Annotated in this window: 24 protein-coding genes and 1 tRNA gene; 15 read left to right on the top strand and 10 right to left on the bottom strand. The window is 63.5% G+C overall.

Annotation, left to right across the window (positions count from 1 at the left end; all coding sequences use genetic code 11):
• Positions 1-12: 12 nt before the first annotated feature.
• From BM348_RS13080 to BM348_RS13065, 4 genes are all read left to right on the top strand, one after another.
• Positions 13-1,107, top strand: a complete 1,095-nt coding sequence (locus tag BM348_RS13080) for a transcriptional regulator (protein WP_092905230.1) — start codon at positions 13-15, stop codon at positions 1,105-1,107.
• A gap of 334 nt (positions 1,108-1,441) precedes the next feature.
• Positions 1,442-3,076: a hypothetical protein gene (locus BM348_RS13075; RefSeq protein WP_092905229.1), complete on the top strand. Its 1,635-nt coding sequence runs from the start codon at positions 1,442-1,444 to the stop codon at positions 3,074-3,076.
• A 57-nt stretch (positions 3,077-3,133) separates the two neighbouring features.
• Positions 3,134-3,877: an ABC transporter ATP-binding protein gene (locus BM348_RS13070; RefSeq protein WP_092905228.1), complete on the top strand. Its 744-nt coding sequence runs from the start codon at positions 3,134-3,136 to the stop codon at positions 3,875-3,877.
• Between the two features lie 68 nt (positions 3,878-3,945).
• On the top strand, positions 3,946-4,251 hold the full coding sequence (locus tag BM348_RS13065) for a hypothetical protein (RefSeq protein WP_092905227.1): 306 nt from the start codon (positions 3,946-3,948) through the stop codon (positions 4,249-4,251).
• Between the two features lie 15 nt (positions 4,252-4,266).
• Here BM348_RS13065 and BM348_RS13060 read toward each other — a convergent pair whose 3' ends face one another.
• The gene (locus tag BM348_RS13060) at positions 4,267-6,987 is read right to left on the bottom strand and encodes a heavy metal translocating P-type ATPase (RefSeq protein WP_092905226.1); all 2,721 of its coding nucleotides are present in this window, start codon (positions 6,985-6,987) and stop codon (positions 4,267-4,269) included.
• A 50-nt stretch (positions 6,988-7,037) separates the two neighbouring features.
• Entirely contained in the window at positions 7,038-7,838 is an 801-nt protein-coding gene (locus BM348_RS13055; protein WP_092905225.1) for a sulfite exporter TauE/SafE family protein, read from the bottom strand.
• Positions 7,839-8,141: 303 nt separating this feature from the next.
• Here BM348_RS13055 and BM348_RS13050 point away from each other — a divergent pair, with 303 nt between their 5' ends.
• From BM348_RS13050 to BM348_RS13035, 4 genes are all read left to right on the top strand, one after another.
• On the top strand, positions 8,142-8,564 hold the full coding sequence (locus tag BM348_RS13050; RefSeq protein ID WP_092905224.1) for a universal stress protein: 423 nt from the start codon (positions 8,142-8,144) through the stop codon (positions 8,562-8,564).
• 271 nt (positions 8,565-8,835) lie between these two features.
• Entirely contained in the window at positions 8,836-11,178 is a 2,343-nt protein-coding gene (locus tag BM348_RS13045; RefSeq protein ID WP_092905223.1) for an amino acid permease, read from the top strand.
• A gap of 275 nt (positions 11,179-11,453) precedes the next feature.
• Positions 11,454-12,197 carry a ribonuclease H-like domain-containing protein gene (locus BM348_RS13040; protein ID WP_092905222.1) on the top strand — a complete coding sequence of 248 codons (744 nt, stop codon included), beginning with the start codon at positions 11,454-11,456 and terminating at the stop codon, positions 12,195-12,197.
• A 54-nt stretch (positions 12,198-12,251) separates the two neighbouring features.
• A complete protein-coding gene (locus tag BM348_RS13035) occupies positions 12,252-12,650 on the top strand; it encodes an acyl-CoA thioesterase (protein WP_092905221.1) in 399 nt (132 codons plus the stop codon).
• Positions 12,651-12,707: 57 nt separating this feature from the next.
• On the opposite strand, the gene BM348_RS13030 is transcribed toward BM348_RS13035, so the two are convergent.
• A complete protein-coding gene (locus BM348_RS13030) occupies positions 12,708-12,983 on the bottom strand; it encodes a HalOD1 output domain-containing protein (protein WP_092905220.1) in 276 nt (91 codons plus the stop codon).
• A 217-nt stretch (positions 12,984-13,200) separates the two neighbouring features.
• Between BM348_RS13030 and BM348_RS21390 the strand changes: the two genes are divergently transcribed.
• From BM348_RS21390 to BM348_RS13020, 3 genes are all read left to right on the top strand, one after another.
• Positions 13,201-13,377 carry a hypothetical protein gene (locus tag BM348_RS21390; RefSeq protein ID WP_175507131.1) on the top strand — a complete coding sequence of 59 codons (177 nt, stop codon included), beginning with the start codon at positions 13,201-13,203 and terminating at the stop codon, positions 13,375-13,377.
• A 474-nt stretch (positions 13,378-13,851) separates the two neighbouring features.
• The gene (locus BM348_RS13025; protein WP_139231190.1) at positions 13,852-14,298 is read left to right on the top strand and encodes a hypothetical protein; all 447 of its coding nucleotides are present in this window, start codon (positions 13,852-13,854) and stop codon (positions 14,296-14,298) included.
• Positions 14,299-14,303: 5 nt separating this feature from the next.
• The gene (locus tag BM348_RS13020) at positions 14,304-15,710 is read left to right on the top strand and encodes a hypothetical protein (RefSeq protein ID WP_092905218.1); all 1,407 of its coding nucleotides are present in this window, start codon (positions 14,304-14,306) and stop codon (positions 15,708-15,710) included.
• A 517-nt stretch (positions 15,711-16,227) separates the two neighbouring features.
• Here BM348_RS13020 and BM348_RS13015 read toward each other — a convergent pair.
• From BM348_RS13015 to mct, 7 genes are all read right to left on the bottom strand, one after another.
• A tRNA-Thr gene (locus BM348_RS13015) sits at positions 16,228-16,301 on the bottom strand.
• A gap of 12 nt (positions 16,302-16,313) precedes the next feature.
• Positions 16,314-16,823 carry a GNAT family N-acetyltransferase gene (locus BM348_RS13010; protein ID WP_092905217.1) on the bottom strand — a complete coding sequence of 170 codons (510 nt, stop codon included), beginning with the start codon at positions 16,821-16,823 and terminating at the stop codon, positions 16,314-16,316.
• Entirely contained in the window at positions 16,820-18,034 is a 1,215-nt protein-coding gene (locus BM348_RS13005) for a phosphoglycerate kinase (RefSeq protein ID WP_092905216.1), read from the bottom strand. The genes BM348_RS13010 and BM348_RS13005 overlap by 4 nt, the downstream gene beginning before the upstream one ends.
• Positions 18,035-18,139: 105 nt before the next feature.
• Positions 18,140-18,754, bottom strand: a complete 615-nt coding sequence (locus BM348_RS13000; RefSeq protein WP_092905215.1) for a CBS domain-containing protein — start codon at positions 18,752-18,754, stop codon at positions 18,140-18,142.
• Between the two features lie 147 nt (positions 18,755-18,901).
• Positions 18,902-19,666: a GTP cyclohydrolase III gene (locus tag BM348_RS12995; RefSeq protein ID WP_092905214.1), complete on the bottom strand. Its 765-nt coding sequence runs from the start codon at positions 19,664-19,666 to the stop codon at positions 18,902-18,904.
• Between the two features lie 176 nt (positions 19,667-19,842).
• Complete coding sequence (locus BM348_RS12990) at positions 19,843-20,169, bottom strand: DUF5785 family protein (protein WP_092905213.1); 327 nt, start codon at positions 20,167-20,169, stop codon at positions 19,843-19,845.
• Positions 20,170-20,342: 173 nt separating this feature from the next.
• Complete coding sequence (mct, locus tag BM348_RS12985; RefSeq protein WP_092905212.1) at positions 20,343-21,518, bottom strand: succinyl-CoA:mesaconate CoA-transferase; 1,176 nt, start codon at positions 21,516-21,518, stop codon at positions 20,343-20,345.
• A gap of 150 nt (positions 21,519-21,668) precedes the next feature.
• On the opposite strand from mct, the gene glmS reads away from it, so the two are divergent.
• The 4 genes from glmS to mch are packed head-to-tail and all read left to right on the top strand — an operon-like array spanning position 21,669 to position 25,915.
• Positions 21,669-22,109 (top strand): methylaspartate mutase subunit S, encoded by a 441-nt coding sequence (gene glmS / locus BM348_RS12980; protein WP_394328097.1) that lies wholly within the window; start codon positions 21,669-21,671, stop codon positions 22,107-22,109.
• Positions 22,110-22,124: 15 nt separating this feature from the next.
• Positions 22,125-23,558: a methylaspartate mutase subunit E gene (locus BM348_RS12975; protein WP_092905211.1), complete on the top strand. Its 1,434-nt coding sequence runs from the start codon at positions 22,125-22,127 to the stop codon at positions 23,556-23,558.
• 1 nt (position 23,559) lies between these two features.
• Positions 23,560-24,852 carry a methylaspartate ammonia-lyase gene (locus tag BM348_RS12970; RefSeq protein WP_092905210.1) on the top strand — a complete coding sequence of 431 codons (1,293 nt, stop codon included), beginning with the start codon at positions 23,560-23,562 and terminating at the stop codon, positions 24,850-24,852.
• Positions 24,845-25,915, top strand: coding sequence for a 2-methylfumaryl-CoA hydratase (gene mch / locus BM348_RS12965; protein WP_092905209.1), 1,071 nt, complete (start codon positions 24,845-24,847; stop codon positions 25,913-25,915). Before BM348_RS12970 ends, mch begins: the two co-directional genes overlap by 8 nt.
• Positions 25,916-25,921: the final 6 nt, after the last annotated feature.

The raw sequence follows: 25,921 nt of genomic DNA, 5'->3' as shown, positions 1-25,921 counted from the left end.
ACACGATCAGCAATGAACGATACCACGTTTGCGGTGCTCGGAACGGGAGGAATCGGCCGACGAACGCTCGAGGTGAGCCAACACAAAGACGGGCTCACGCCAGTTGCGGCGTGTGACCGCCACGGCGTCGCGATGGACTTCGACGGGTTGGACGTCGACGAACTGCTCGAGGCGACCGAAGGGAACATCGACAGCGGACCGGGAACTGGTGAGTCCGACGGAGCTGACGCGTCCAGAGACGACCTCGAGACGGACGGCGGCGCGGTGGCGTCGTCCGGCGTCAAACAACACGGCGAGAACGCGGGCGTCGTCGCCTCCGCGCAGGCCCGTCCGTCCGAAGATCCGATTCAGGAGATCATCGACCGCGGCGACGCCATCGACGCCGTCCTGCTGGCGCTGCCGAACTACGAACACGACTTCATTCCCCGGGTCGCTGATCGGTTCGTAGCGGGCGGGTACGCCGGCGTGCTGGTCGACGTGCTCAAACGCTCTCGAGTCATCGGGATGCTCGACGAGCGCACAGGGGCGTTCGAAGACGCCGGAATCACGTTCGTCTGCGGGGCCGGCGCAACGCCCGGCTTTCTCACCGGCGCGGCGGCGCTCGCCGCCCAGTCGTTCGTCGAGGTCGAGTCCGTCGACATCTGGTGGGGCGTCGGCCTGAAATCGGGCTACGAGGACAACCGCGGCACCGTCCGCGAGGACATCGCCCACCTGCCGGAGTACGACATCGACACTGCCCGGACGCTCTCCGAGGACGAGATCGAGGCCGTCATCGACGAGCACGACGGCGTCCTCGAGTTCGATGATATGGAGCACGCGGACGACGTCTTGCTCGAGCGAGCGGGCATCTGCGACGCCGAGGACGTGACCGTCGGCGGAATCCTCGACGTCGAACGCGACGAGAAGCCGACGACGACGACCGTCTCCGTGACCGGCACCACGTTCGACGGCGAGACGGGGACCAACACGTTCGAACTCGACGACGCCACGAGTATGGCGGCGAACGTCAACGGACCGGCGATCGGCTACCTGAAGACCGCCGTCTGCCGAAACCGGGCCGGCGAGTACGGCGTCTTCGGCCCCGCCGAACTGATGCCCGGCTTTTGAGCGCTCGAGCACTGCTTCTGGGAACCGCTCTACCGATTATCGGGAGCGGCAACCCTCGAACCGGCGACTGCGTTCACAGTCACGACGTGTGCCGGAAACGGTGATGGTGCGTTTCCGGGTGGAAAATCCATGGTATGCTCGGACGGTCTCACGGCCTCGCATCGAACGTGGTCGGGATCGCTCGAGGCGTCCATTTCGCCACGCCCCGGTAGACGGTCATCACAGTAGATCTCTCGCCTCGAGATTTCCACGTGCGATGCGAAAGAATATACCCCTCTCTCGACAACGATCGTGATGGATCAAAAACAGGTCTCTGCGAGATATTTCAAACGAGATGATGCAGTCGTGGGTCGACGCGAGCGTTCGAATCGCGCGGATCGAGTGGCGACGCCGCCAGCGGGAAGCCGCGGCCGGAACGCAGCGTACGCGGCGACGGGTGACTCTCGTCGCAACGGTCGCACTCGCCGTCGTGTTCGGAGCGCTCTCTCGCTCCGCGGGGGCGTCGATCGCGACGAGTGGATCGATCCCCCTTGACGTACTGGGAATCGGTGTGACCCTCCTGTTCGGAGTACTTGCAATGCGAAGTTCGAATCTCGCGCACGCGAGATTCGAGGGCCTCGAGCCCGCCTTCCTCCTGACGACCGTTCCGACGAGAGCGCCAGCGCTGGGACTGCTCGTGTTCGTCTTCGCCCGCATCGGCGTCTTTCTCGTCGGACCGGCCGCGGGCGTAGCGGTCGGTGCCGCGCTCGGACTCCGTTCGCCGCTGGTCGCGCCGACGATGCTCGTCGCGATCGCGGGAATCACAGCGCTCGCCGTCGCCGTCGGCGTGGCTGGCAGACTCGCCGCACAACTCATCGGCCGACGGCTGTCTCGAGGAAGCTTCTACCGCGATCTGCTCGTCGTGTTCGGCTGGGTCCCCGTGCTACTCGCGTGGCTCGTCCTCGATTCGATGTCGGTGCCGGTCGGGTCCCTGCTCGAGCGGTTCGACTCGCTGCCGGTGACGTGGATCGTCGACCTTGCATTCCTCGGTGCGACCGGACTCGGTGCTGACACCGTTCGCGCACTGGCTGCGATCGGGACACTGACGCTGGCGGTTCCGCTTTTCGTTGGTTTGACGACAGTTCTCGTCCGCCGGATCTGGGAACAAGAACCGGGCGGTTCGACGGGGCCGCACGGCTCACACTCGCTCGTCACAGAGGGATGGATCGAGAAATTGCTCGGTGACCATGTTTCGCGTGCCACATTGACCGTTGCTCGAGAACGGTGGCTCATCGAGCGCCGCGTTCCGCGCGGACTGTTGTCGATGGGATACGCGTTTCTCTTCGTCGGCGTTCTCGTGTTGCCAGCGCTAATCGTCGGCGGAAGCGCGAATATTCCGCTCGTGCTACTGGCAGTCGCGACCGGTCTTTCTGCCGCGATCGCCTTCGCCTCCGATCCGGTGGGCACCGAGTACCGCGTCATGACTATGCTCTTGACCTCGGTTCCGGCACGGCAGTTCGTCACTGGGCTCGTCGTCGCCTCGACCGTCGTCGGGACTGTCTTCGCCGTACCAGTCGCGTTGATCGGATTCGCAAGTCCGGCCGACCTGCTCGCGGCGGTGTTAATCGCTCTGGTCACCGTCGCCATCAGCGCGTGTGCCGCTTCGGTCAGCATCGCGGTCGGGCTGGGTATCGAGCGCTACGAGTTCTTTCCCGTCCCGTTTTTCTTCACTGACGTTCCGATCTACGCCGAAGTGGGTGTACAGTCGTTCGTTCGGGCCGGATCGATTCTGGCGATCGTCTCGCTCGTCGCGGCACCCGCTCTATTGGGAAATCTCGAGCCGGTTTACGAACTAGCGGCAGCGATCGGTCTCCCCGGCGGTATCGTTCAGATCGGATCGATTCTGGTGACGATCGCCCTCGCAGTCGCCGTCTCGAAATCCGCCTATCGGTCCGCCGTTGGCCGATACCGAGACTACCAGATACGTTGAAACGAGGAGAACCCGATCTGAACATCGAACCGGAACACAGCACAGAACGAGATACACATGACTGGAACACCCACAATCGTGACGAACGAACTGACCAAGGAGTACCTCGAGACGACCGCCGTTGACGGCCTTTCTCTCGAGATCGAACCGGGAACCGTGTACGGCTTTCTCGGACCGAACGGCGCGGGGAAGACGACCACGATAAAGATGCTAACCGCGCTGATTCGGCCGACCAGCGGGTCCGGTCGCGTCGCGGAGGTCCCGATCACCGACCGGGAGCGACTCGTCGAACACATCGGCTACCTGCCCGAATCGCCGCCGATTCACGAGGAACTCACCGCGCGCGAGCAACTCGAGTACCACGGCGGATTACGGGGGCTGGGATCGACTGAGATCGACGAGCGAATCGAACCCCTGCTCGAGCGACTGGACCTCGCGGCGGATGCAGACGACCGGATCGTGACCTACTCGAAGGGAATGCGCCAGAAGACCGGGTTGATACAGGCGATCATGCACGAACCGGAGGTCGTCTTTCTGGACGAACCGACCTCCGGGCTCGATCCCCGCGCCGCGCGGACGGTACGAGAGGTCATCACCGAGCTCGCGGACTCGGGGACGACCGTGTTCCTCTCGACGCACATCCTCCCGGTCGTCGAGCGAATCGCCACCGAGGTCGGGATCCTCTACGAGGGCGAACTCGTCGAAGAAGGCGCTCCCGAGGCGCTCGTCGAACGGATGGAAACCGGCGATGATTCGACGCTCGAGGACGTCTTCTTGGACGTGACGACCACGGCTGAGTAGGCCACGGCCGATCCGTGTGGGGGACATATAAGTCTCTGAACGTCTTTTCCCCGACCAGTTGATCGAAAATGATCGGAACGACGCCGGAGCGCGACATCGTCGACTGGGAGCGTTCGGAGGACGACGGAACCACTGTCTATACGATCGAGTACGATGCACCCGTAACCGAGCCAACGTTTCAATCCTCGAGCCTGTTCGGGACCAGCACCGGCGGACCGGTTCCGGCCGACGACCGCGAAATACGGTTCCCCGACGGCGAAACGCTCCCGGCGAACGAACTGAGCTTCGACGCCGAGGGAACGACGCTCCGCGTTCGCCACGGCGGCGAGTCGATTTTCGGTCGAATTCGTCGGGTCCTGTTCCCGTGGTTGTGACACCGAAACTGCTTTTCACTCCTCTTCGAGCAGCGATCGCGCGGAGTTCGCCACCACGAGCAAGCTGCTTGTCCCCATCGCGACCGCGGCGAAAAGCGGGTTGAGCACGCCCGCGACGGCCAGCGGGATCGCGACGCCGTTGTAACAGAACGCCCAGCCGATGTTGGTTTTGACGCGCCGATCGGTCGCTCGAGCGAGGTCGAAGACTGTCTCGACCGACGAGAGGTCGTCGTCGACGAGCGCGACGTCGGCCGCGTCGGCGGCCATCGCCGTGCCGCCGCCGAGCGAAATCCCGAGGTCTGCGGCCGCGAGCGCCGGCGCGTCGTTGGTCCCGTCGCCGACCATGACCGTCTCGCCGGTTCCCTTCAGTCGTTCGACCGTCTCGGCTTTCCCCTCCGGCGGAACGCCGGCGAAGACGCGGTCGATAGCGTCTTCCTCGCGGAATCGGTCCGCCGCTCGAGCGTCGTCGCCGGTCAGCACGACGACGTCGATACCGGCCTCGGAAATCGCCGCGAGCGTCTCGTCCCACTCCGCGCGGAGTTCGTCGCCGACGACGATCGCGCCCTCGGCCTCCCCGTCGCGGCCGACGGCGACCGGAACGCGCCCGGTTTCCCGGGCGCTTTCGATCCGTTCTGCGATCGCATCGGACACCGTCCAGCCCCGGGCCGCGAACAGGTCCGGATGCCCGACGACGATCTCCTCGCCGTCGACCACGCCCGAGACGCCGTTGCGGTGGCTCTCGAAGGACTCGACGGAGTCGCTTCTCGAGCCTACCGAAGCCGGGTCATCGGGCAGCGAACCATCCGACTCGTCGCCCAGCGAATCGGCCGACGCGTCGCCCTGTGGGTCGGACGAATCGCCGGCCGTTCGCCGCTGTTTCCGTTCGTACGCCGTCAGTTCGCGACCGTCTCCGCCGTCGTCCGGCACATCCGCTCGTTCCCGAGACGTCCCGCCGTCGGTGATTCGCGTCGGCCGATCCCACGAGGTCGCGATCGCCCGTCCGATCGGGTGGGACGACTGGGACTCGAGCGCCGCGGCCTTCTCGAGGAGATCGGGACCGAGATTCGAGTCGTCGGTCGAAGCGTCGGGGATCGAGTCGTCTGCCGTAGCGTCCGAAATCGTTTCGACGACGCTCATCTCGCCGGTCGTCAGCGTTCCCGTCTTGTCGAAGACGATCGTCTCGGCGTTGCGGATGCGCTCGAAGACGCTGTCGTCGAAGACCACGATCGAGTTCTCGAGCGCGTCTCGAATGCCGGCGGCGACCGCCAGCGGAGTCGCCAGCCCGAGCGCACAGGGACATGAGACGATCAGAACGGTCAGTCCGTCGAGCAACGCCTTCGTGACGCCCGCGCCGAGTGCGAGGCGGACGGCGACGACCACGACTGCGAGCGCGAGGACGACCGGCACGAAGATCGTCGCCAGTTTGTCGGCGAGTTTCTGGATGCCGTGGGTACCGCTCTGGAGGTCCCAGACGAGTTCGGTGATCCGGTCGAGGCTGCTCGTCGCGTCCGGGCCGACCCGAACGGTCAGCGCGCCGTCGGCGACCATCGACCCACCGACGACCTCGTCGCCGACCGACTTTCGCTCGGGGAGCGACTCGCCGGTGACGACCGCCTCGTCGACCGCGGCGTCGCCATCAACGACCTCGCCGTCGACCGGGATCCGCTCGCCCGTTCGAACGAGGACGTGATCGCCCGCCTCGAGGTCCTCGAGCGGCACGTCTTCCGCTGCTGGATTCTCTTCGGTCCCGGAGTGAGATACATTCGCAGCCACATCCGAGCCTCGACGGACGCGCCGGGCCTGATCGACCTGGACGGCGGTCAGATCGGAGAGGCGTTCGGTCGCCTTGCGCTTGATCGAGGACTCGTAGTAGCCGCCGGCGCTGACGATGACGACGATGGCGACAGTCACGTCGTAGTAGATGTGCGCGCCACCGGTGATAGCAGAGAGCGTGCTGTAGAGGTACGCGCTTACGGCCGCGATGGCGACGAGCAGGTCCATGTTCGGCTGGCGAGTCTTCGCACTGACGTAGGCGCCCTGCAGGATCGGCTTGCCGGTCACGAGCAGGATGATCGTCGTCAGCGCGGCGATGACGAGGTAGAATATTATCGCGCTCTCGTGGGCCAGCGCGTCCTCGATGAACGTCGTCGTCCCCTCGTCGTAGAACAGGCCGCCGAAGTAGACGGGGTAGATGAGCACCACGTACTGGAGCATCACCATCATCCCCATCAACACGCCGACGATGACCCGTCCGATCGCCCAGTTGTCGGCCTGCCGTCGGCTGAACGCGTCGTCTCGAGGGTAGGCGCTGTAGCCGAGCCCGCTGATCGAATCTCGCAGATCGGACTCGGAGACGGCCTCCGGATCGTGGTCGATCCGAACCGTCTCCGTCACGTAACTCGAGCTGGCGTTGCTGACCCCGTCCGTTCGTTCCGCGGCCGACTCGATGAACGCCTCGCAGGTCGCACAGTGCATCCCGTCGACCTCCAGGTACGTCGCCTCGTGGTCGTCCGGCACGTCCCGTCCGGCCTCGAGCGCACCGCCTCCTTCCTCGGATTCCGCCCGCCGCTGGCGAACGTCTTCGGCCTCGAGGTCATCGACGTCGCCCAGCGCTTCGTAGACGTCACGACAGCCGACACAGCAGAACGCGTTGCCGTCGCTGTCGCTGACGTCGACCCCCTCGACCGGGAGGTCACAGAGCGTGCAGCCGTCGGCCGACGAGTGGGTTTCCGTCATGGATCGGTCGATGTGGAGTTCGTGGTCGAAACGCGATTAGCGGTCATCGGTCAGTGGTGAGAACCCGCCATCGTGGTCGCCTCGAGGCCGTCGTAAAACGGCAACATCGGATGTGGAATGTGGTAGCCGAGACTCATCAGTCCGTGCGCGAACAGGACGTATCCCAGCGCGACGAACGCGACGCCGAGCAGGCGGTGAACCCGGCGGCGGTGAACCGCGTCGACGGCCTCGATGACGGTTCCGTACGCGAAGACCGCGGGAATCGTTCCGACGCCGAGCGCGGCGAGCGCGAGTCCGCCCCCCAGTGGTGATCCGGTCGCGAACGCGTACAGGAATGCGGGATAGAGGATCGGACAGGGCAACAGTCCGTGAACGGCACCGAGCCCGACGATACCGGGACCGTTGGCGAGTCGATCGACGCGGCTCGCGAGCCAGCCGCTCACCCGCTCGAGGCCGGGGATCGAAATCCCGCCGGTCGTGCGCCCGAGGAGGTAGTAGATTCCGATCGCGACGACGAAGGCACCGATGAGGACGCCGACGCCGCCTCGAGCGAGGTCGACGACTGGAGTCAGCGACTCGGTCGTGACGAAAAACAGGCTTCCGAGCGCGCCGAACAGCGCCCCGATGAGCGTGTAACTCGCCGTACGCCCGATGTTGAACAGCGCGTGCTGGCGAACCTCGTACGTCGAGAGGTGTCCGCCCGCCCGGGCACCGTCGCTCTGCCCGCCGTCCATTCGACTGGCGTAGATCGTCACGAGCGGCCCGCACATGCCGATACAGTGGGCACCCGCGAGAAGCCCGATGACTAGAAACAGCGCGACGTCGACGCCGAGGAGTGTGAACGGGTCCATTGGTGATTCATCCTCGAGAGACCGGTCTTGCCCGACCTACTGACCGAAGGAGGTAATGGGTTTCGTTGTTTCCCATCGTCTCGGACTGGTGACCCGTTTCGACTCGAGTCGAAGCGGTGGCGGTGTGGCCGCAGGCTAATCAGTGGCGGTCATGGCGCGTGTGCGGATCAGTGGTGGTCAGGGCGCGTAGGCGAAGACGAACTCCCATCAGGACGACGCGAAGACGACCAACTAAGACCACGGGGACAAACGTAGGTGTATGTGCGCTCTCACGAAGCCAGTCGAGCCGCGAGGTGACCGTCGATGGTAGCCCCCCTGTTAGACCGACCGATCGTGCCGGTCGCGAACCCCGACGACGCCGCGACGACCTACGAGAAGCTGCGACCGTACCTTCTCGAGGAGGAGTCAGACGTTACAGTCGTCAACGTCATCGAGAAAGCCGGGGGTGCCCCAGATAAAGCGGGCGTCGAACAACGCCAGGAGCACGCCAAAAAGATGTTCGACGCCTTTCAGGAGGCGGCGGAAGTCGACGGCATCACGGTCGACACGCAGCTCCTGTACGGGACCGATGTCGTCGAGACGATCAACGACGCCGCCGCGGACATCGATGCCTCGGCTATCGTCTTCGCCTCTCGGGGCGGCGGCCGGTGGCTCGATCTCGTCTCCGGTCGCGTTCGCTCCCGACTCGTCTCCGACAGCGAGTATCCCGTCGTCGTCCTCCCCTGATAGCTGCCCTCAGGTGTGGACGCGTGATCGAATCCGTCGGTTGCACAACCAATGCAAAAGGTTCAACTCCCCTCCGCCGCCGAACTCCTATATTGACTCTCAGGAGATTCGGTTGGTCGGTCGGTCGACAGCAAGGTCGGATCCGATCGGCGGATTTGGCGGATGTACGCACAGGCCTGCGGGGTGGCTGCCGCCGGCGTTGGTGGACGACAGTCGTCCTCGCGGGCGGAGCAGGTACCAGCGGTCGCTCGAGTACGGGCGGTGATCTACCATGAGTAGTGACGAAGAACTCGCGAAAGACCTCGGACTGTTCGCCGCGTTGACGATCGGAATCGGGACGATGATCGGCGCGGGCATTTTCGTCCTCCCCGGCGAGGCCGTCGCGGACGCGGGCCCGCTGACGATTCTCACGTTCGTTATCGGCGGCGTGATCGCCATTTTCACCGCGCTCTCTGCGTCCGAACTCGGGACGGCGATGCCGAAGTCGGGCGGCGCGTACTTCTACGTCAATCGAGCGCTCGGCCCGCTTTTCGGGTCGATCGCCGGCTGGGCGAACTGGATCGGCCTCGCCTTCGCCTCCGCGTTCTACATGTTCGGACTCGGCGAGTACATCAACGACTTCCTCGGTATGGGGACGATCGGTATCGGGCCGGTGACGCTCTTGCCCGCGCAGGTGATCGGCCTCGTCGGCGCACTGGTGTTCATCGGTATCAACTACGCCGGTGCGAAGGAGACGGGGACGCTCCAGATTATCATCGTCTCGGTGCTTCTGGCGATCCTAGGAGCGTTCTCGGGCGTCGCGATCTTCAACGGCGACGTCGACTCGCTGCGACCGATCGCGCCGCCGGGAACGACCGGCGAAGTGTTGCCCGTCACCGGAGTCATCTTCGTCTCCTATCTCGGCTTCGTCCAGATCACGTCGGTCGCCGAAGAGATCAAAAACCCCGGAAAGAACCTTCCTCGAGCCGTCATCGGCTCCGTCCTCATCGTGACGACGATCTACGCCGTGTTTCTCACCTTGCTTCTCGCGTCGGTTCCCACGGAGCTCGTAAACGGGAACAAGACCGCAGTCGTCGACGCCGCACAACTCCTCTTCGGGCAGTACAGCGTTTTCGGATTCGATCTCGGCTCGATTGGACGCGGTCTCCTGCTGTTCGGGGGGCTGTTGGCGACGGCCTCCTCGGCGAACGCGTCGATCCTCTCCTCGTCGCGGATCAACTTCGCGATGGGCAGGGAGAAAATCGTGACGCCGAAGCTCAACGATATCCACCCGCGATTCGGCACGCCCTACAGGTCGATCGCGATCACCGGATCGCTGATCCTGGTGTTCCTGGTCGCGGGCAACCTCGAAACCCTCGCGACGGCCAGTTCGGTGTTGCACCTGATCGTCTACGGCCTGCTCAACATCGCGCTCATCGTCATGCGAGAGGCCGATCCCGAGGGGTACGACCCCGACTTCGAGGTTCCGCTCTATCCGATCGTTCCCATCATCGGAGCGATCACCTCGTTCGCGCTGATCGTGTACATCAATCCACAGATCGTCCTCCTATCGATGCTGTTCGTGGTCTTTGCGGCGGTCTGGTACCTCGCCTACGCCCGTCAGAAGGTCGAATCCGCCGGCGTCCTCGCCGGGTGGATTCTCGACCGATCCGACGACCTTCCCGACGCGGCCGTCTCGGCCGCCACGTCCGTTCAGCCCGAAAAGAGCGATTATCGCGTGCTCGTCCCGCTCGCGAACCCGAGCAACGAAACGCACCTGATAACGCTGGCGTCCGCCATCGCGAACGAGCGCGACGGAACCGTCGTCGCCGTCAACATCGAGAAGATTCCGGATCAGACCTCGCTTCAGAGCGCTCGAGAGCAGGGCGATTACGAGGCGGCGGAGCAACTCTTAGAGCAGGCACAGGCCGACGCGGAGACATACGGAGCGGACATCGAAACCCACGTCGTCCTCTCTCACCGCGCGTTCGAGGAGGTGTTCGACACCGCGAGTCGCTACGGTGTGGACATGACGGTCATGGGATGGGGGCCGGACTCCCACGGTGCGCCCGGCCGCGCCGAGGGTGCCATCGACGAACTCGCCCACTCGCTTCCGAGCGATTTCCTCGTGTTCCGAGATCGCGGATTCGATCCGTCTCGAGTGCTCCTGCCGACCGCCGGCGGTCCGGACTCGGATCTGGCGGCGGCGGTCGCACACACCCTGCGCGATCAGTTCGACGCCGAGGTGACGCTGTTTCACGTCGCCGAGGACCGCGAACGCGGCGAGGAGTTCCTCAGGGCGTGGGCCGCCGATCACGACCTCGAAGACGCCGATGTCCGGGTCGAAACCGGCGACATTCAGACGCGTATCACCGAGGCCGCTGCCGACGCGACGATGCTCCTGATCGGCGCGACCGAACAGGGCCTCGTCTCGCGGCTCATCCGCGGGTCGCTCGTCATCGACGTGCTGGACGAGGTTGAGTGCTCGGTGCTCCTCGCGGAGAAGAGTCACACACGAAGCATTCGCGAGCGAATCTTCGGAACCGACGATCACAGCCGGGCGTCCGAACAAACGGGACCGGACGCGGAATCGCCCGCTTCCGACGCCGAGACGCTCGAGAACGAGTCCGACTGACCGCGTCGGCTTCGCGGACATCTACGCTCGTCTCCCCCTTCGATTCGGCATCGGCGACGGCGCGATCTACTATCGCCGACGCTGGATCGATCGCGGCACGTCGATGATGCGAGAACGCGGGAGCATCGGAGAGGGACCAGCGGAGGATTGAGGCGGGGACGAACTGACGACCGGCGGCGTTCCAGTGAAACCAACGCGTCGACTCCTCGAGGCCGCCTCGAGTCTCGAACACGGCGATCCAAGCGTTTTTGTCCCCTCCAATCCCCTGCACAGACGTGCAAATCGAGAACAGTTTCATCCCGGTTCGGGGAGTCGGCGAGGCGACCGAACGGCGACTCTGGGCCAACGGCGTCACCCACTGGGACGAATTCGAGGGCGAGGTCGTCGGCGAGACCCTCGCGGATCGGATCGAGTCGTTCATCGACGAGGGAACGACCCACCTGTCCCGCGGCGACATGTCGTTTTTCGCGGACGCGTTCCCCGACTCGAGCCACTGGCGGCTCTACGAGAACGTCGCGGACGAGGCGTGTTTTCTGGACATCGAGACGACCGGACTGAGCTCGGAGACCGACGACGTGACGACGGTCAGCGTCCACCGCGGCGGCGAGACGAAGACGTTCGTCAACGGCGATGACCTCACCGCCGGCAGACTGCAGACCGAACTCGAGGCGGCCTCGCTTTTGGTCACGTTCAACGGAAAGCGATTCGACGTGCCGTTTCTCGAGACCTGCTACGACGTCGACGTCTCGGTTCCGCACGTCGACCTCATGTATCCGTGCAAGAAACTCGGATTCGATGGCGGCCTCAAGCAGATCGAACGGGACCTCGGGATCGACCGGGACAAACCCGACCTCTCCGGTCGGGACGCCGTTCGACTCTGGCACGAGTACGAACGCGGCGACGAGGCGGCCCTCGAGACGCTGATCGAGTACAACCGCGACGACACAGCGAATCTCGAGCCATTGATGGAGATCGTTTCCTCCCGGCTCCACGAAACCGTCTTCGAGGCGAACTGTTAGCGTCTGAGACGAATCGGTGCCTATAGCTCCCCGCGGTCCGTATCGTGGGGTAGAATGACCGAGTACGCCTACGAGACGGCCGTCGACGTCCGGCTCCGCGACGTCGATTTCATGGGTCACGTAAACAACGCGATCTACGCGACGTACCTTGAGCAAGCCCGCGAGGCGTACTTCACCGATGTCGTCGGACAATCACTTGTCGACCTCGATACGGTCCTGGCGTCGCTCGAGATCGAATACGAAACGCCGATCGAGGCGGGACAGGCCGTGACGGTCGGACTGAGGGTCGCCGATCTCGGTACCTCGAGCATCCCGATCGAGTACGAACTGAACGCCGACGGCTCGCGAGCGGCGACGGCCCGGTCGGTTCAGGTCTTCGTCGACCGCGAGAGCGGCCAGGCGAGTCCGATACCACCGTCGCTGCGGACCCGGCTCGAGAGCGATCCCTCCTAGACCGACCGGAAACGGGAATTAACTCCGTACAGCGCTTCAGGAGGCTGTAAACGGTGGCTACTCGCTGACGGTGATCTCGCCGTCGCTCGAGACCGTGACTCGATATCCACAGTAGGGAAATTCGACTCGGCCCTTCGAACGTGGGGTTCCGTCTTCTCGAGGGGCAAACAGCGCGTCGAGCGCTTCCGGATTGAGAACTTCGTACAGCGGCTCGTATTCCGGCGGCTCGATCGCCGTCGGCTCGACGCCCTCTTTCTCTGCGATCGCAGCGATAATCTCGAAGCTCAGCGATTGCCCCGTTCGCTCGTTAGACCGGTCGACTGAGAGCAGCATTGGACCCACTCTTACCACGATCCGGTATAAATCCTGTGGCCTGCACCCGGCCTCAGCGGATAGTTCTGCTCGCTAGTGTACGTATGTGTTCTCTCGAGCGTTAATTGGGGATCTCGTCAAAACTAGGATAGAGAATGTCAACTCAGCTGTCAGTACCGGATTTGCTCGCCCAACCTCAGGGGGGCGAAACGTTCCGACAGAGACTCCTGTCTGCGGTGTGACGGTCGATCCGATGGACCTGAACCGACTCAAACCGATCTATCTCTTCGGGATCGTGCTCAACGCCTGTGCGTTGGTGTATGCGGGCATGGCCGGGTCGTGGCTCTACGCAGGCGCGTTCGTGCTCGTACTGGGCTATCTCGCCTTCCGGTATCGAATGATCGCACGAACCTGAGAGGCTGGGATGGTACCCTACACTCGATTTGGACGGACTCTCACACCATCGTTTAATCGTCTTCGTTCGGCAGAAAAGTGGGGGAAGAGTGTCGGGGGAGTTGTGCAGCCTCCAGATCGGGGGAAATCTGGATGGGCAATTAGTTATTAACGGTAACACCTAATAACTATTTCCCTCGGTATCAAACTCACCTCGGCCCGCCAGTTCCAGCGTGTCTGAAACGCTGCGGACCGAAACCGTCGGATGGTAGACGGCGGACGCGACACTCGGCGAAACTGCGTCGGACTCGAGGAAGAGACCAATACGACAGCGAAAAATCATCGTAAGCTAGAGAGCTGCTGATCGACGCCAGCAAGCCAGAGCACGCTCTCGAGTGCAGCGGATTTGGTCTGACCATGCCCGTGATACAACCCCGACGAAACCGCTGTATGTTAGTAACCATGACTTTATAGTGATTTGGTATGAAGAACAACTATGCGATTGACACGGCGCATGATGCTGGGGGCCGTTGGGGCTGCCGGCCTCGGAGGCACGGCGACGGTAGACGGAGCAGAGACAGTCACGATCGCCGAGGAGGACGACGCTCCAGGTCTCTACGGGGCCGGCGTCTACGGCACGGGACTCTATACTGCTGCTGCCGAGGCCGACTCTGGCGGCTCGATCGGTGACAGCGGCTCATCGGGCGCTGACGAATCGTCCATCGATCCCGAACCGGAGCCAGAGCTCGACGACAACGAGTCACCCGACGAGACGCTGACTCCCGATGGCAACTCGAGCAGCACGGACGAACCGAGCGGCGACGAGCCCGACCAAGCCGACGACAGCACGCCCGCGATCGGCGCAGTCGGCACGGCGGCGACGGTCGGCACGGCGGCGTACGCGTACTCGAAACTGAACGACGACACCGAAGACGGAGACTGATACTAATGAGTGACTACGATCCAGAAGACCTACCCCGAACTGACGGCCTCGAACTGGCGCTGCTTTCCGAGGCTGAGAACGCCGAGGACTACCGCGACCTCTGGGGGACGATCCTCGATGACGAAGTGTTTAAGAAAATTGACGATAAGCTGACCGACGGCGAGGCAGATCTCGACGTCAATTCGCTCAGTTCAGCGGAAGCACGGATCGGAGAGAGTCCAGCATACCGCTATGTCTCAAACGGGGGCGTTGAAGTTACTGTCCCTGACGACTACGACACAATCCAAGAGGCGATCGACGCCGCTCCGAAGCGGCTCCGTCATCTCTATCGTATCAACGTTGAGGACGGCGATTACGATGATGAAGACCTACTCCTACGGGGGTTCTCCTCGGAAGGATATCAGGATAATGGCGAACATGGACAGATCCAAATCTGGGGCGATTCGGACGATCCCAGTAACGTCAAAGTGAGGTCAGCCGCGGTAGTCGGATGCTCTGGGGTCGAAACGCCGCAATTAGTCGGCCTCTCGTTCAGCGGGCAAGAAACCCCATATGTTGATGAAAGCACGTGTGTATCGATATCGGGTTGTCGCGAAGGATGGATGAAAGACTGTGAGTTCCGGGAAGGGGATGCCTCCGACGCGATCACTGCCTACCGTTCGGGCTTTCGGGTCATATCAACCAATTTTGGAGAGGATTATTATGACAAGGCCGTGCGGGGGAAACGTGCCTCTCTTATAACTGCAGAAAGGTTGGAGGGGTCCGTAAATTACATCTTTCACACGCTTCAGATGGCTCTCTATTTTGAGGAAGATATGGAAGATATTAACGGAGAGTATCAGCTTAATTCCGGCGGACTCCGTTCTGACGAGGACACGCTCTATACGGACAGACTTGATGTCAATGAGTTAGCCATTGATTCGATTAGATATCTCGAGCCAGTAGATAAAATCGACAAAACTGACTCGTTTATTACAGTTCCGTTCGACGAATTAGACATTGGTGAGTATCTCCTTTTGCGGATCACACAACTCGGTCTGGACGATGCCGGAGAAGTCCTGCTGAAAACAGACGCCATCGGAGACGGAGAGTACGGGCATCGGCTGAATGATGGTTCGACAAGTTTCGAGAACGACGCATGGACTGTCTTAGATGGGGGAGCGTCCAACACACGGGCAAACGGGGATCTTAAAATCAAGTGTGGATATGGACGAGTTGGCGTCTCAAACGTCTCCTTGGGTGTGTCTCGAATGGATGGCGGCCAAGTGCATGGAGACGCGACATGGATAGAGGACGGATACAGCGAGCCAGCCTTTCCAAATCCAACTAAAATAACATTTCAGATGAGTGGTGATGCGACTGAGATAGACCTTACTGCGACAGTCTACAAAGGGAGGTTGACTGAAGAATAACAGGATGATTTTACAAATATTACATAAGGGATATGAAAATATAATTATATGGTGGGATAGCGATGAAGTGTCGAAACCACGGTTAGCGGTCGGATAACTGGGTGGAGAAACGGTTATCCAGCAACCGACGACGTTCATGACGCCGTATCGGGTCTGATACAATCGACTGAAACTCCCGAATGGATTGCTATGCAATTCGATCTGAATTACGGGTTTGACAAATAGTGAGACGTAGTGTACGTCGGCCGGGTCGGGTTCAGGGCGCTCAGTAATCGACTGGTAGATCGCATCGATCGAACTGCCGGAGAGACTGACGGCCGATCATGCCGTCCCACCTTGGAAAGTGGCGCTCGCGGCGACTCGGTTTGACTGATCCACGTTACTAACCGTGTGACAGTCGAAACAGAGGCTCGCGTGCGGGTGGTCGTGATCGTCTAGCGATTCGTACTGCTCGTGGTCCACGTTCTCGGGGCGGAGTATCCGACCACAGAGTATCGTGTGCTAAGAAACTTAATGAAGCCAGAGCAGGGATTTGAACCCCGGGAGTCTCGATTACAAGTCGAGTGCATGAACCACCCATGCTCCCCTGGCCCTATCACGTGGTTACTCGTCCCCCTTTGAGTGTGTATCGTTTTCGGTTCGATCGGAGAGGGATCGCTCCATCGCGACGCGGAACGGTTCGTAGCCGGCTCGACGATAGAACCGCCGCGCCGCCTCGTTGCCCGCCATCGTCTCGAGAATCAGGTCGTCGGCCCCGCGTGCTGCGGCGGCGTTCTCGACGGCCCGGAGCAGTTGGGTTCCGATTCCCCGATCGCGGTAGGCCGGTCGAACGTACAGATTCGAGAGGAACGCGCGACTCGAGGAAAGCGACAGCGCTCCCTCCTCGATCGAAAACGACGCGAACCCGGCGACGGTGTCGTCGACTCGAGCGACGAGCAATCGGCCGTCGAAGCTGTGGGCCGCCAGAATCTCGCGCATCGCGTCCCGGTTCCGGTCGGGGAGAATGTAGGAGCCGTACTCGCGCTGGTCGCGGGCGAGGGCGACCCAGTAGTCGACGATCGCCTCGAGGTCGGCCGTCGTCGCGGGTTCGACGACCGGTTCGTCCACGATCATTCACTGACTCGCTCGTCGCCCTCGAGCGCCGAGACGGCGGGGAGCGGTTCGGCGGTGAGCATCCGAAGGGCGGCACCGCCGCCGGTGCTGACGTGCGAGAAGCCGTCGATCCCGAGCGACCGCAGCGCCGAGGCGGTATCGCCGCCGCCGACGATGCTGGTGTCGACGTCGGTCGCCGCCTCGTACAACCCGCGCGTGCCGGTCTCGAACCGGTCGTCCTCGAAAACCCCTGCCGGTCCGTTGAGGATGACGGTGCCGGCGTCCGAGAGGATGCGCTCGTAGTACGCGAGCGTCGAACTGCCGATGTCGAGCGCCCCCTCGTCGTTCTTGGGTGGGAGCGCGTTGATCCCCAGTTCGTAGCGCTTTCCCTCTCGGTCGATTGCAACGTCGCGTGGCAGCGCGATCCGTTCACCGTAGGCGTCGAGCAGGTCTCGAGCGCGGTCGATCTCGTCCCAGTATCCCTCGTCGTAGATGAAATCGGAGCTCTCGTCGCCGAGGTCGACGCCGTCGGCGATCAGAAAGACGTTGCCGACGACGCCCGCGGTCAGCACGTGATCTGCGAGGTCCTTCTCGAGGACGCTCCAGGCGACGTCGATCGAGTCCGAGACTTTGGCCCCGCCGAGCACGTAGACTCGGGGTTCCGGCGTCTCTTCGATCGAGCCGAGGACCTCGAGTTCGCTCTCCATCACGCGCCCGGCGTAGCTCGGGAGCACCATCGGAAAGCCGACAAGCGACGGCTGGGAGCGGTGTGCGGCGGCGAACGCGTCGTTCACGTACGCGTCGAGAACCGACGACAGCCCCTCGACGAGGTGGGTTTCTGCTGCGCGCTCGGGCTCGAACTCCATGTACTCCTCGCTGTAGAAGCGGGTGTTCTCGAGGACGACGCAGTCGCCGTTCTCGAGCGACTCGACCAGCTCGCAGGCGGCGTCGCTGAAGGTCACGTCGGCGTAGCCGACGGGGCGGTCGAGCAGATCCGCGAGATGTGACGCGTGGGTTTCGAGTCCGGTGAAATCGTCGCTTCCGGGGCGGCCCTGGTGGGCCAGAACCGCGACGCGACCGCCGCGGTCCAGTAGTTCCGAGAGGGTATCGACGTGGGCCTGCAACCGTGCATCGTCGGCGAGCGAGCCGTCGTCGCCGATCGGACTATTGATGTCGACACGGACGCCCACGGTCGTCCCTTCGACGTCCAGATCGTCGAGGGTCTCGATCATTATCGACCCTCCATCGTCTCCCCCGAAAGGTCTTTCTATCGGTCTGAGAGTGTGATTGCGGTTGACAGCTCTCCGCGGTCGCCGGCGGGATCGAACCGGTCGTCCTCAGACGGACCGACAGTCCGCACAGACGAGTTGGCCGTTGGTTTCCCACAGCGAGTCCGAGAGCGATCCACAGGCTTCACAGATGCCCTGTGTCGAGTACTCGTCCCCACCGTTCGGGCGAACTTCGGTGTCCTCTCCCGGTTGCGATGCCAGCGGTTCGGTGATCGAACCGCCACCAGCAAGTGACTCGTCTGCCGGTCGAGATCCACTCATCGATCGCGACGTGGTGGCCTGGAACGATCCGGCCGCCGCGATGACGTCCCGCTGGGTGAGGACGCCGAGGATGTCCGCCTCCGCTTCGACGAGGAGGTTTCGAATGTTCTCTCGAGCCATGAGATCGGCGGCGTCGGTGAGCGGTCGATCGCCCGCGACGGAGATGACGGGCGTCGACATCACGGTGTCGACGGTCGTCTCCCCGACGTCTTTTTCGCCGGCGACGAGTCCGAGCACGTCCCACTCGGTGACGATGCCGACCGGCTCCGACCCGCGGAGGACGAGCACGCACCCGACCCGTTCCTCGCGCATGAGTCGGACCGCGCCCAGAACGGTGTCTGACTCGCTCACGCCCACGTACTCCGTCGTCAGAACCTCCGAGACCGATAGTTCCGATTCCATATGTGAACAATACGCACAGCGACTCTAAAAGCTACCTCCGCCACATTTAATCGCGGCGCGAGCGAACGATTCAGGTTGGTACTCGATTCGCTCTCCGAGCGAGCACCGCGGGCCCGCTCGCCGTCTCGGTACGCGTCGAAGGGTCGACTACTCCCACTCGAGTTCGACGCGCGTTCCGTCGGCCCGACAGGTCTCGAGGGCGTGTTTTGCTCCCATTCCCGCCTCGTGGGCGTACGTTCCCCGGCCGACGCCGACCTGAAGTTCGACCCCCGCTTCCGCTTCGACGTGGCCGATCGCCTCGCGGTAGTCGGGTCGCTCGAGATCAGGACAGACGACGATTATGTTGTCGCCGCCGACGAAAAACGAGAGGCTGTCGTGGGCGTACCGCATGTGTCGCATGAGTTCCGCGTAGCCCTGCTCGATCTCGATGAAGGTGTCGAAGGCGTTGAGTTCGTCCGTGTAGTTGCCCGTCGCGTTGATCACGTCGAAGTGGGCGATCTGGACGTCGTCGCCGGTTCCGTGCTCGTCCGCGACGGCGCGGCCGTCGAGGATTTCCCGGCGGTGTTTGTCCTGTGCGCTGCCCGCCTCCTGAACCAGTTCCGTCGCGTCGGCGAGCGCCTGAATCGGGCTGGTCCCCGTCGCGACGCCGAGGCTGAGCGTGACCGGGTATCGGTTGCCGACGGACTCCTGTAAGACGGCGTGGTCCTCGAGCGAGAGGCCGTTCGTCACGGCGATCATGTTGTCAAAGCGCGTGAAGAAGGTATAGCCGCCGTGGTTGCCGACGAACTGCGAAATATCCGCGTACAGCCGCGACTGCATCGTCTGCAGGTCGGCTTCGCGGCGAGGTTCGGGCGTCACCGTCCACGGGCCGTAGTTGTCAATCTGAACGAGCGTAACCTGCGTATTAGTCACTGTGCCCGATGTTTCGAACCTGTTCGTATAAGTGATACGTAATCCAGATCCGTGATGGGGATCGTCGACCACGTGTCGGTCGCGTTCGCGCGTCGGCCGCTCAGTCGTCGGTCACCCCGCCTACGTCGATAGCTCTGTCGGCGACGACGGTGACCCCGTCCGCGCCGGTCGCGGGCTCACGCGTGTTTCTTCTCCGGAGAGGACCCCTTCGGGTGGTACTCCCAGAAGCCGCCGGCGCGCATCGCGTTCCCGACTGCCTTGTGCATGTCAACGATAGTTTCGAACTCCTCGGCGTCGACGTATTCGAAGATGTCGCTCATCGGGACGACCGTCTTGTAGTTGACCCGAATCGGATACTCGCCGTACTCCGCGACGAACTCGTCGGGGTCCATCGGGAAGTCCTCCTCCTCGTCGACCTTGTCCGCGATGATCCGCATGTCGTATTTTCGCATTCCGTCGCTTCCCTCCTCGCCGTCGGGATCGACCGGCCAGTTGTCGCTCATACCCGACCGTGTGCGGGGGACCCGCAAAAGGATTACTCTCCGTCTCCGCCGCGACGCCGTCGATCCGTCATCGATCCGCCATCGGTCCGTCATCGATTCGCCGTCGATCCGGCCCTCGAGGCTAGCCGAAGCTCTCCTCAGTCGAGTTGAGAACGAAAACGGAGAATCGACGCTCAGTCGTCGGCAGCCGTGGCGTCGGCCGTTTCGCTCAGTACCTCCTCGCGGTGCTCGTCGAGCAGCGGCGCGCGACCGCGAGGCGCCGGGTTCGTCTCGCTCATCTTGATCGGGTTACCCGCGATCTCGACCTCGCGGTCGGTGCCGGGCTGTTCGACCGGCACGAGCATGTCCCGCGCGTGGACGTGCGGATCGTCGAAGATCTCCTCGGTGGTCTGGACGGGCGCGGCCGGAACGCTTCCCTCGAGCTTTCCGACGAGTTCGTCGGTGGTCTGCTCGAGCGCCCAGTCGGCGATTTCCTCGCGAAGCGCCTCGCGGTTCTCGAGGCGTTCGGCGGCAGTCGGGTACGCGTCGGCGAGATCTTCGCGGCCCATCACGTCACAGAGGGCCGCCCAGTGGTTGTTGTTGAACGCCGCGATGACAGCATAGCCGTCATTGGTCTCGAAGGCGTCGTAGGGAAACAGCGTCGGGTGGGCGTTCCCGCGGCGGGTCGGCGCGTCCCCGGAGTACGACTGCTGGTAGACGGCGCGCTCGGTGAAGCTGATCATCGAGTCGTACATGGCGGTGTCGACGTACTGGCCCTCGCCGGTCTGTTCGCGGTGGGTGACCGCCGCGAGGATGCCGATGCAGTTCAGCGTCGCGGTAAAGAGGTCGCCGACGCCGGGGCCGGTCTTCGTCGGCGGGCCGTCGGGTTGGCCGGTGGTCTCCATGACGCCGCCCAGCGCCTGCGCGATCAGATCGAAGGAGGGTTGACCCTGTCGATGGGTCTCGCCCGTCCGCGGGTCGCCGAAGCCGCGGATCGAGGAGTAGATCAGCTCCGAGTTGTACTTTCGGAGGGTTTCGTAGCCGAGGTCGTACTTCTCCATCGTCCCCGACCGGTAGTTCTCGACGACGACGTCGGCTTCCTCGACGAGCGAGAGGAAGTCCGCTCGATCGGCGTCGTCACCAAGGTCCAGTTCGATACTCCGCTTGCCCCGGTTGACGCTCTGGAAGTACCCGCCGTAGGCTTCCTCGCTCCCGTCGTCGACGAACGGGGGATTCGAGCGGATCATATCGCCGCCCGGACGCTCTACTTTGACGACGTCGGCTCCCATGTCCGCGAGCAACATCGTACAGTACGGGCCTGCGAGGACCTGCGTGAGATCCAACACGCGAAGGTGTGACAGCGCTCCCATACGTCGGTCTTCCCGGCACGCCCCAATAATCTTTGCTATTAATCATGATGTTGTGGTTGTGTCACACAGGCACGATGAAAGGATGTTTAAAGAATATTATCATGGAAGATCATTAAGTTTATGTCCCGGTGTCCCATCGATCCGGGTACGATGTCCCAAACGGTCGTCCTCGGCGTGATCGGCTCCGACGCCCACGTCGTCGGCATCACGATACTCGAGCAGGCGTTCAACGCGGCAGGCTTCGACGTCATCAACCTCGGCGTACAGACCTCCCAGGAGGAGTTCGCCGAGGCCGCACTCGAGCACGACGCGGCGGCCGTACTCGTATCCTCGCTCTACGGGCACGCGGAGCAGGACTGCCAGGGATTCCACGAGACCCTCGAGTCCGCCGGCGTCGACGCGACGACGTACATCGGCGGCAACCTCGCGGTCGGTCAGGACGACTTCGAGGAGACGCGAGCGACGTTCGAGGCGCTCGGGTTCGATCGCGTCTTCGATTCGGAAACCGACACCGAGGAGGCGGTCGCGGCCCTGACGCGGGATCTCAGACAGCAGACGCCAGAGACGGAACGAGCGACTATCAGTTCCTAAATGATCCGTTGGTAAATGATACGAGACGAACGAATTTCGGCCGACGAGCTACGGCGCATCGACGAGGAAATCAGATCGAACTGGTCGACCGGCGACGCCGTCGACTTCGAGGAAGCGATCGACTACCACGAATCGCTGCCCCCGAAAAAGCGGTTCGCGGACGTCCTCGAGTCGGCGGAGAAACCGCTCTTGCAGCCCCGAGCCGGCGTTCCCCGACTCGACGATCAGGTCGAACTCCTCGAGTACTTACACGGCGAGGGGAAGGCGGATCTCCTCCCGACGACGATCGATTCGTACACCCGCGACAACGAGTACGAGAAGGCCCAGGAAGGCCTCGAGAAAGCCAGAGACACCGGTGAGGACACGCTCAACGGTTTTCCCGCTGTCAACCACGGTGTCGAGGGCTGCCGGGAACTCATCGAGGCGATCGATGCGCCGATCGAGGTCCGCCACGGCACGCCCGACGCACGACTGTTGGCCGCGATAACCTTCGCCGGCGGCTTCCAGAGTTTCGAGGGCGGACCGATCTCCTACAACATCCCCTACACGAAACGCCACGGGCTCGAGGAGACCATCGAGAAGTGGCAGTTCGTCGACCGGCTCGCAGGGGCCTACACCGAGCGCGGCGTTCGGATCAACCGCGAGCCGTTCGGCCCGCTGACCGGGACACTCGTCCCGCCCTCGATCGCGATCGCGATCATGCTGGTCGAGGGGAAACTCGCCGCTACACAAGGCGTACGATCGATCACGCTCGGCTACGGACAGGTCGGCAACATCGTTCAGGACGTGGCGGCGCTGAACGCCCTGAAGAAGCTGGGCAACGAGTACCTCCCCGACGAGGTGGTCGTCACGACCGTCTTCCACGAGTGGATGGGCGGGTTCCCGCCCGACGAGGCGCGGGCCAACGGCGTCATCAGCCTCGGCGGGATGACCGCCTCGATCGCACAACCGGATAAGGTCATCACGAAGTCGCCCCAGGAGTTCCAGGGCGTCCCGACGAAGGAGGCCAACTCCGCGGGGCTGCGGACCACGCGACAGGTCATCGACATGGCTATCGAACAACAGATCGACATCGACGGTATCGAGGAGGAACAGGACCTCATCGAGCGAGAGACGCGGTGTCTGATGGACACCATCTTCGAACACGGCGACGGCGACGTCGTGCAGGGAACGATAAAAGCGTTCGACTCGGGCGCACTCGACGTGCCCTTCGCGCCCAGCGACAGCGCGGCGGGGGCCGTCCTGCCGGCTCGAGACGACGACGGCCGGGTGCGAATCTTCGAGTGGGCCGACCTCGCAATGGACGACGACATCAAGGAGATCCACAAGGCCCGGCTCTCACAGCGCGCCGACACCGAAGGGCGCGACCAGTCGTTCCGGATGGTCGCCGACGACGTCGATGCGATCAGCGACGGCAAACTCATCGGCCGGCCGCAGGGGGGTGCCTGAGATGGAGATCGAAGCGATCCACGCCACGCCGGGCTACTCGGGGTTTTTCTTCGACGACCAGCGGGCGATCAAGGCTGGAGCCGAACACGACGGGTTCACCTACGACGGCGACCCGGTCACCGACGGGTTCGACGAGATCCGACAGGCGGGCGAGTCGATCATCGTCGACGTGGAACTCGCCGACGGCACCGAAATCCGCGGGGACTGCGCGGCGGTGCAGTACTCGGGTGCCGGCGGCCGCGACCCACTGTTTCAGGCCGACGCGTACGCCGACGTCATCGAGGGCCCAGTCGCTGATACCCTCGAGGGGCGAGACGCGAGTCGGTTCCTCGAGAACGCTGGACGGCTCGAGGAACTCGAGATTGGCGGCGATCGGCTTCACACGGCGATCCGTTACGGGGTCTCCCAGGCCCTGCTCGGCGCGGCCGCACACGTGACCGGAACCACGCGGACCGACGTGCTGGCCGACGCGCTGGGCACGGAGCCGGCGACCGAGCCGGTACCCGTCTTCGGACAGTCCGGCGACGATCGGTACACCAACACCGAGAAGATGTTCATCAAGGGCGTCCCCGTCCTCCCCCACGCGCTGATCAACAGCGTCGAAAAGATTGGCGAGGACGGCGAGACGCTGCTCGAGTACGTCGAGTGGCTCGTCGAGCGCTCGCAGGAACTCGGGCCCACGGACTACGATCCCCGGTTCCACATCGACGTCTACGGCATGATCGGCGAAATTTTCGACGCGCCCTACGACCGCGACGAGGTGGTCGAGTACTTCGGGGCGCTCGAGGACGCGGCGGCCCCGTACCCGATCCAGATCGAGGGCCCGATGGACGTCGGCGATCGAGCCGCGCAGATCGAGGCGATGGCCGAGCTGCGCGACGGACTGGCGGAAGCTGGCGTCCACGTCGACATCGTCGCCGACGAGTGGTGTAACACCTTCGAGGACGTGCGGGCGTTCGTCGACGCCGAAGCGGCGGACGTGGTCCAGATCAAGACGCCCGATCTCGGCGGCATTCACCGGAGCGGACAGGCGGTCCGCTACTGCGAGGGCACCGAGACGCGGGCCTACCTCGGGGGGACCTGCAACGAGACCGAGACCTCCGCTCGAGCCTGCGCGCACGTCGCGCTCGCGACGAACGCCGCACAAGTGCTGGCAAAGCCCGGCATGGGCTTCGACGAGGGCTACATGATCGTCGAGAACGAGATGCGCCGAACGATCGCCCGCCGGGAGCGCACAGCGCGGGCGGATGCCGACGCCGATGCACCCGTCGACGAGGTGACCGTCAATGACTGAGTGGACCGACGCCGAAACGTTCGCCCGGGCGCTCGAGCGCGCCGACACGAAGGAGAAGGGCAACTGCTTCGAGGATTTCGAGGAGGGAGATCTCCTCGAGCACGATCCCGGCCTCACGCTGACGAGGTGGGGCAACGAGTCGTGGATGAGCCAGACGCTGAACCACGACCCGGCCTACTGGCGGACCGACGCCGCGACCGCTCGCGGGTTCGACGAACCGCCGATCCACCCCGACTTCCTCACCGCCGCGACGCTCGGGATCACCGTCGAGGACCTGAGCGAGAAGGGCGGCTACTTCCTCGGGCGGACGAACGTTCGGTTTCCGGAAGCCCCGGTCTATCCCGGCACCGAACTCCGCGTCGAGAGCGAGGTCGTCGAGACGGCCACCTCGAGTTCCCGTCCGCAGTACGGGATCGTCACCTGGCGAACGCGCGGCCTCGACGCCGCGACCGGCGACGTGCTCTGCTCGTACGAGCGCACGAACATGATCCCGCGCCGCCAGCCGGTCGAAACCGACGGCGGCTCAGCGGGGGCCACGTCGGCGGACGATGACCCCGACGGCGGGCTCCCCGCCGAGTTTGTGACGCCCGAAGGGGGCTACTTCGAGGACTTCGCCGCGGCGCTCGAGGACGCCGACGGTCGCGACGCCGCGGTCGCGTATCGCCACGAACGCGGCCGCACGCAGGACGATGTGACCGTCGCGTCGTTGCCGCTTGCGACGCTCAACACGGCGAAGCAACACCACAACGCAGACGTGATGGGCGACTCGCCGTCGGGCGGCATCGTCACCTACGGCGACGTCACGCGCTCGACCGCGCTCGGGCACGCCCGCTCGGACGAGCGGACCTGGCGGGAGGTCGGGTTCGACGACGAGCGGTTCCACACGTTCGTCGCCAGCGGCGACACCGTCTACGCGTTCACGCGCGTGCTCGGAGCCGAGGACGACGCCGACTCGCCCGAGGCGGGCACCGTCCGCTTCGAGCATATCGCGTTCAATCAGGACGACGAACCGGTGTACTCCGGCACCCGAACCGCGGAGATTCAGAAACGCTCCAGGAACTAACTGAGC

The organism is Halostagnicola kamekurae (assembly GCF_900116205.1).
Classification (GTDB): Archaea; Halobacteriota; Halobacteria; order Halobacteriales; family Natrialbaceae; genus Halostagnicola; species Halostagnicola kamekurae.
Note: the sequence above shows the minus strand (reverse complement) of the source record. Positions and strands in the feature narration are given on the sequence as shown.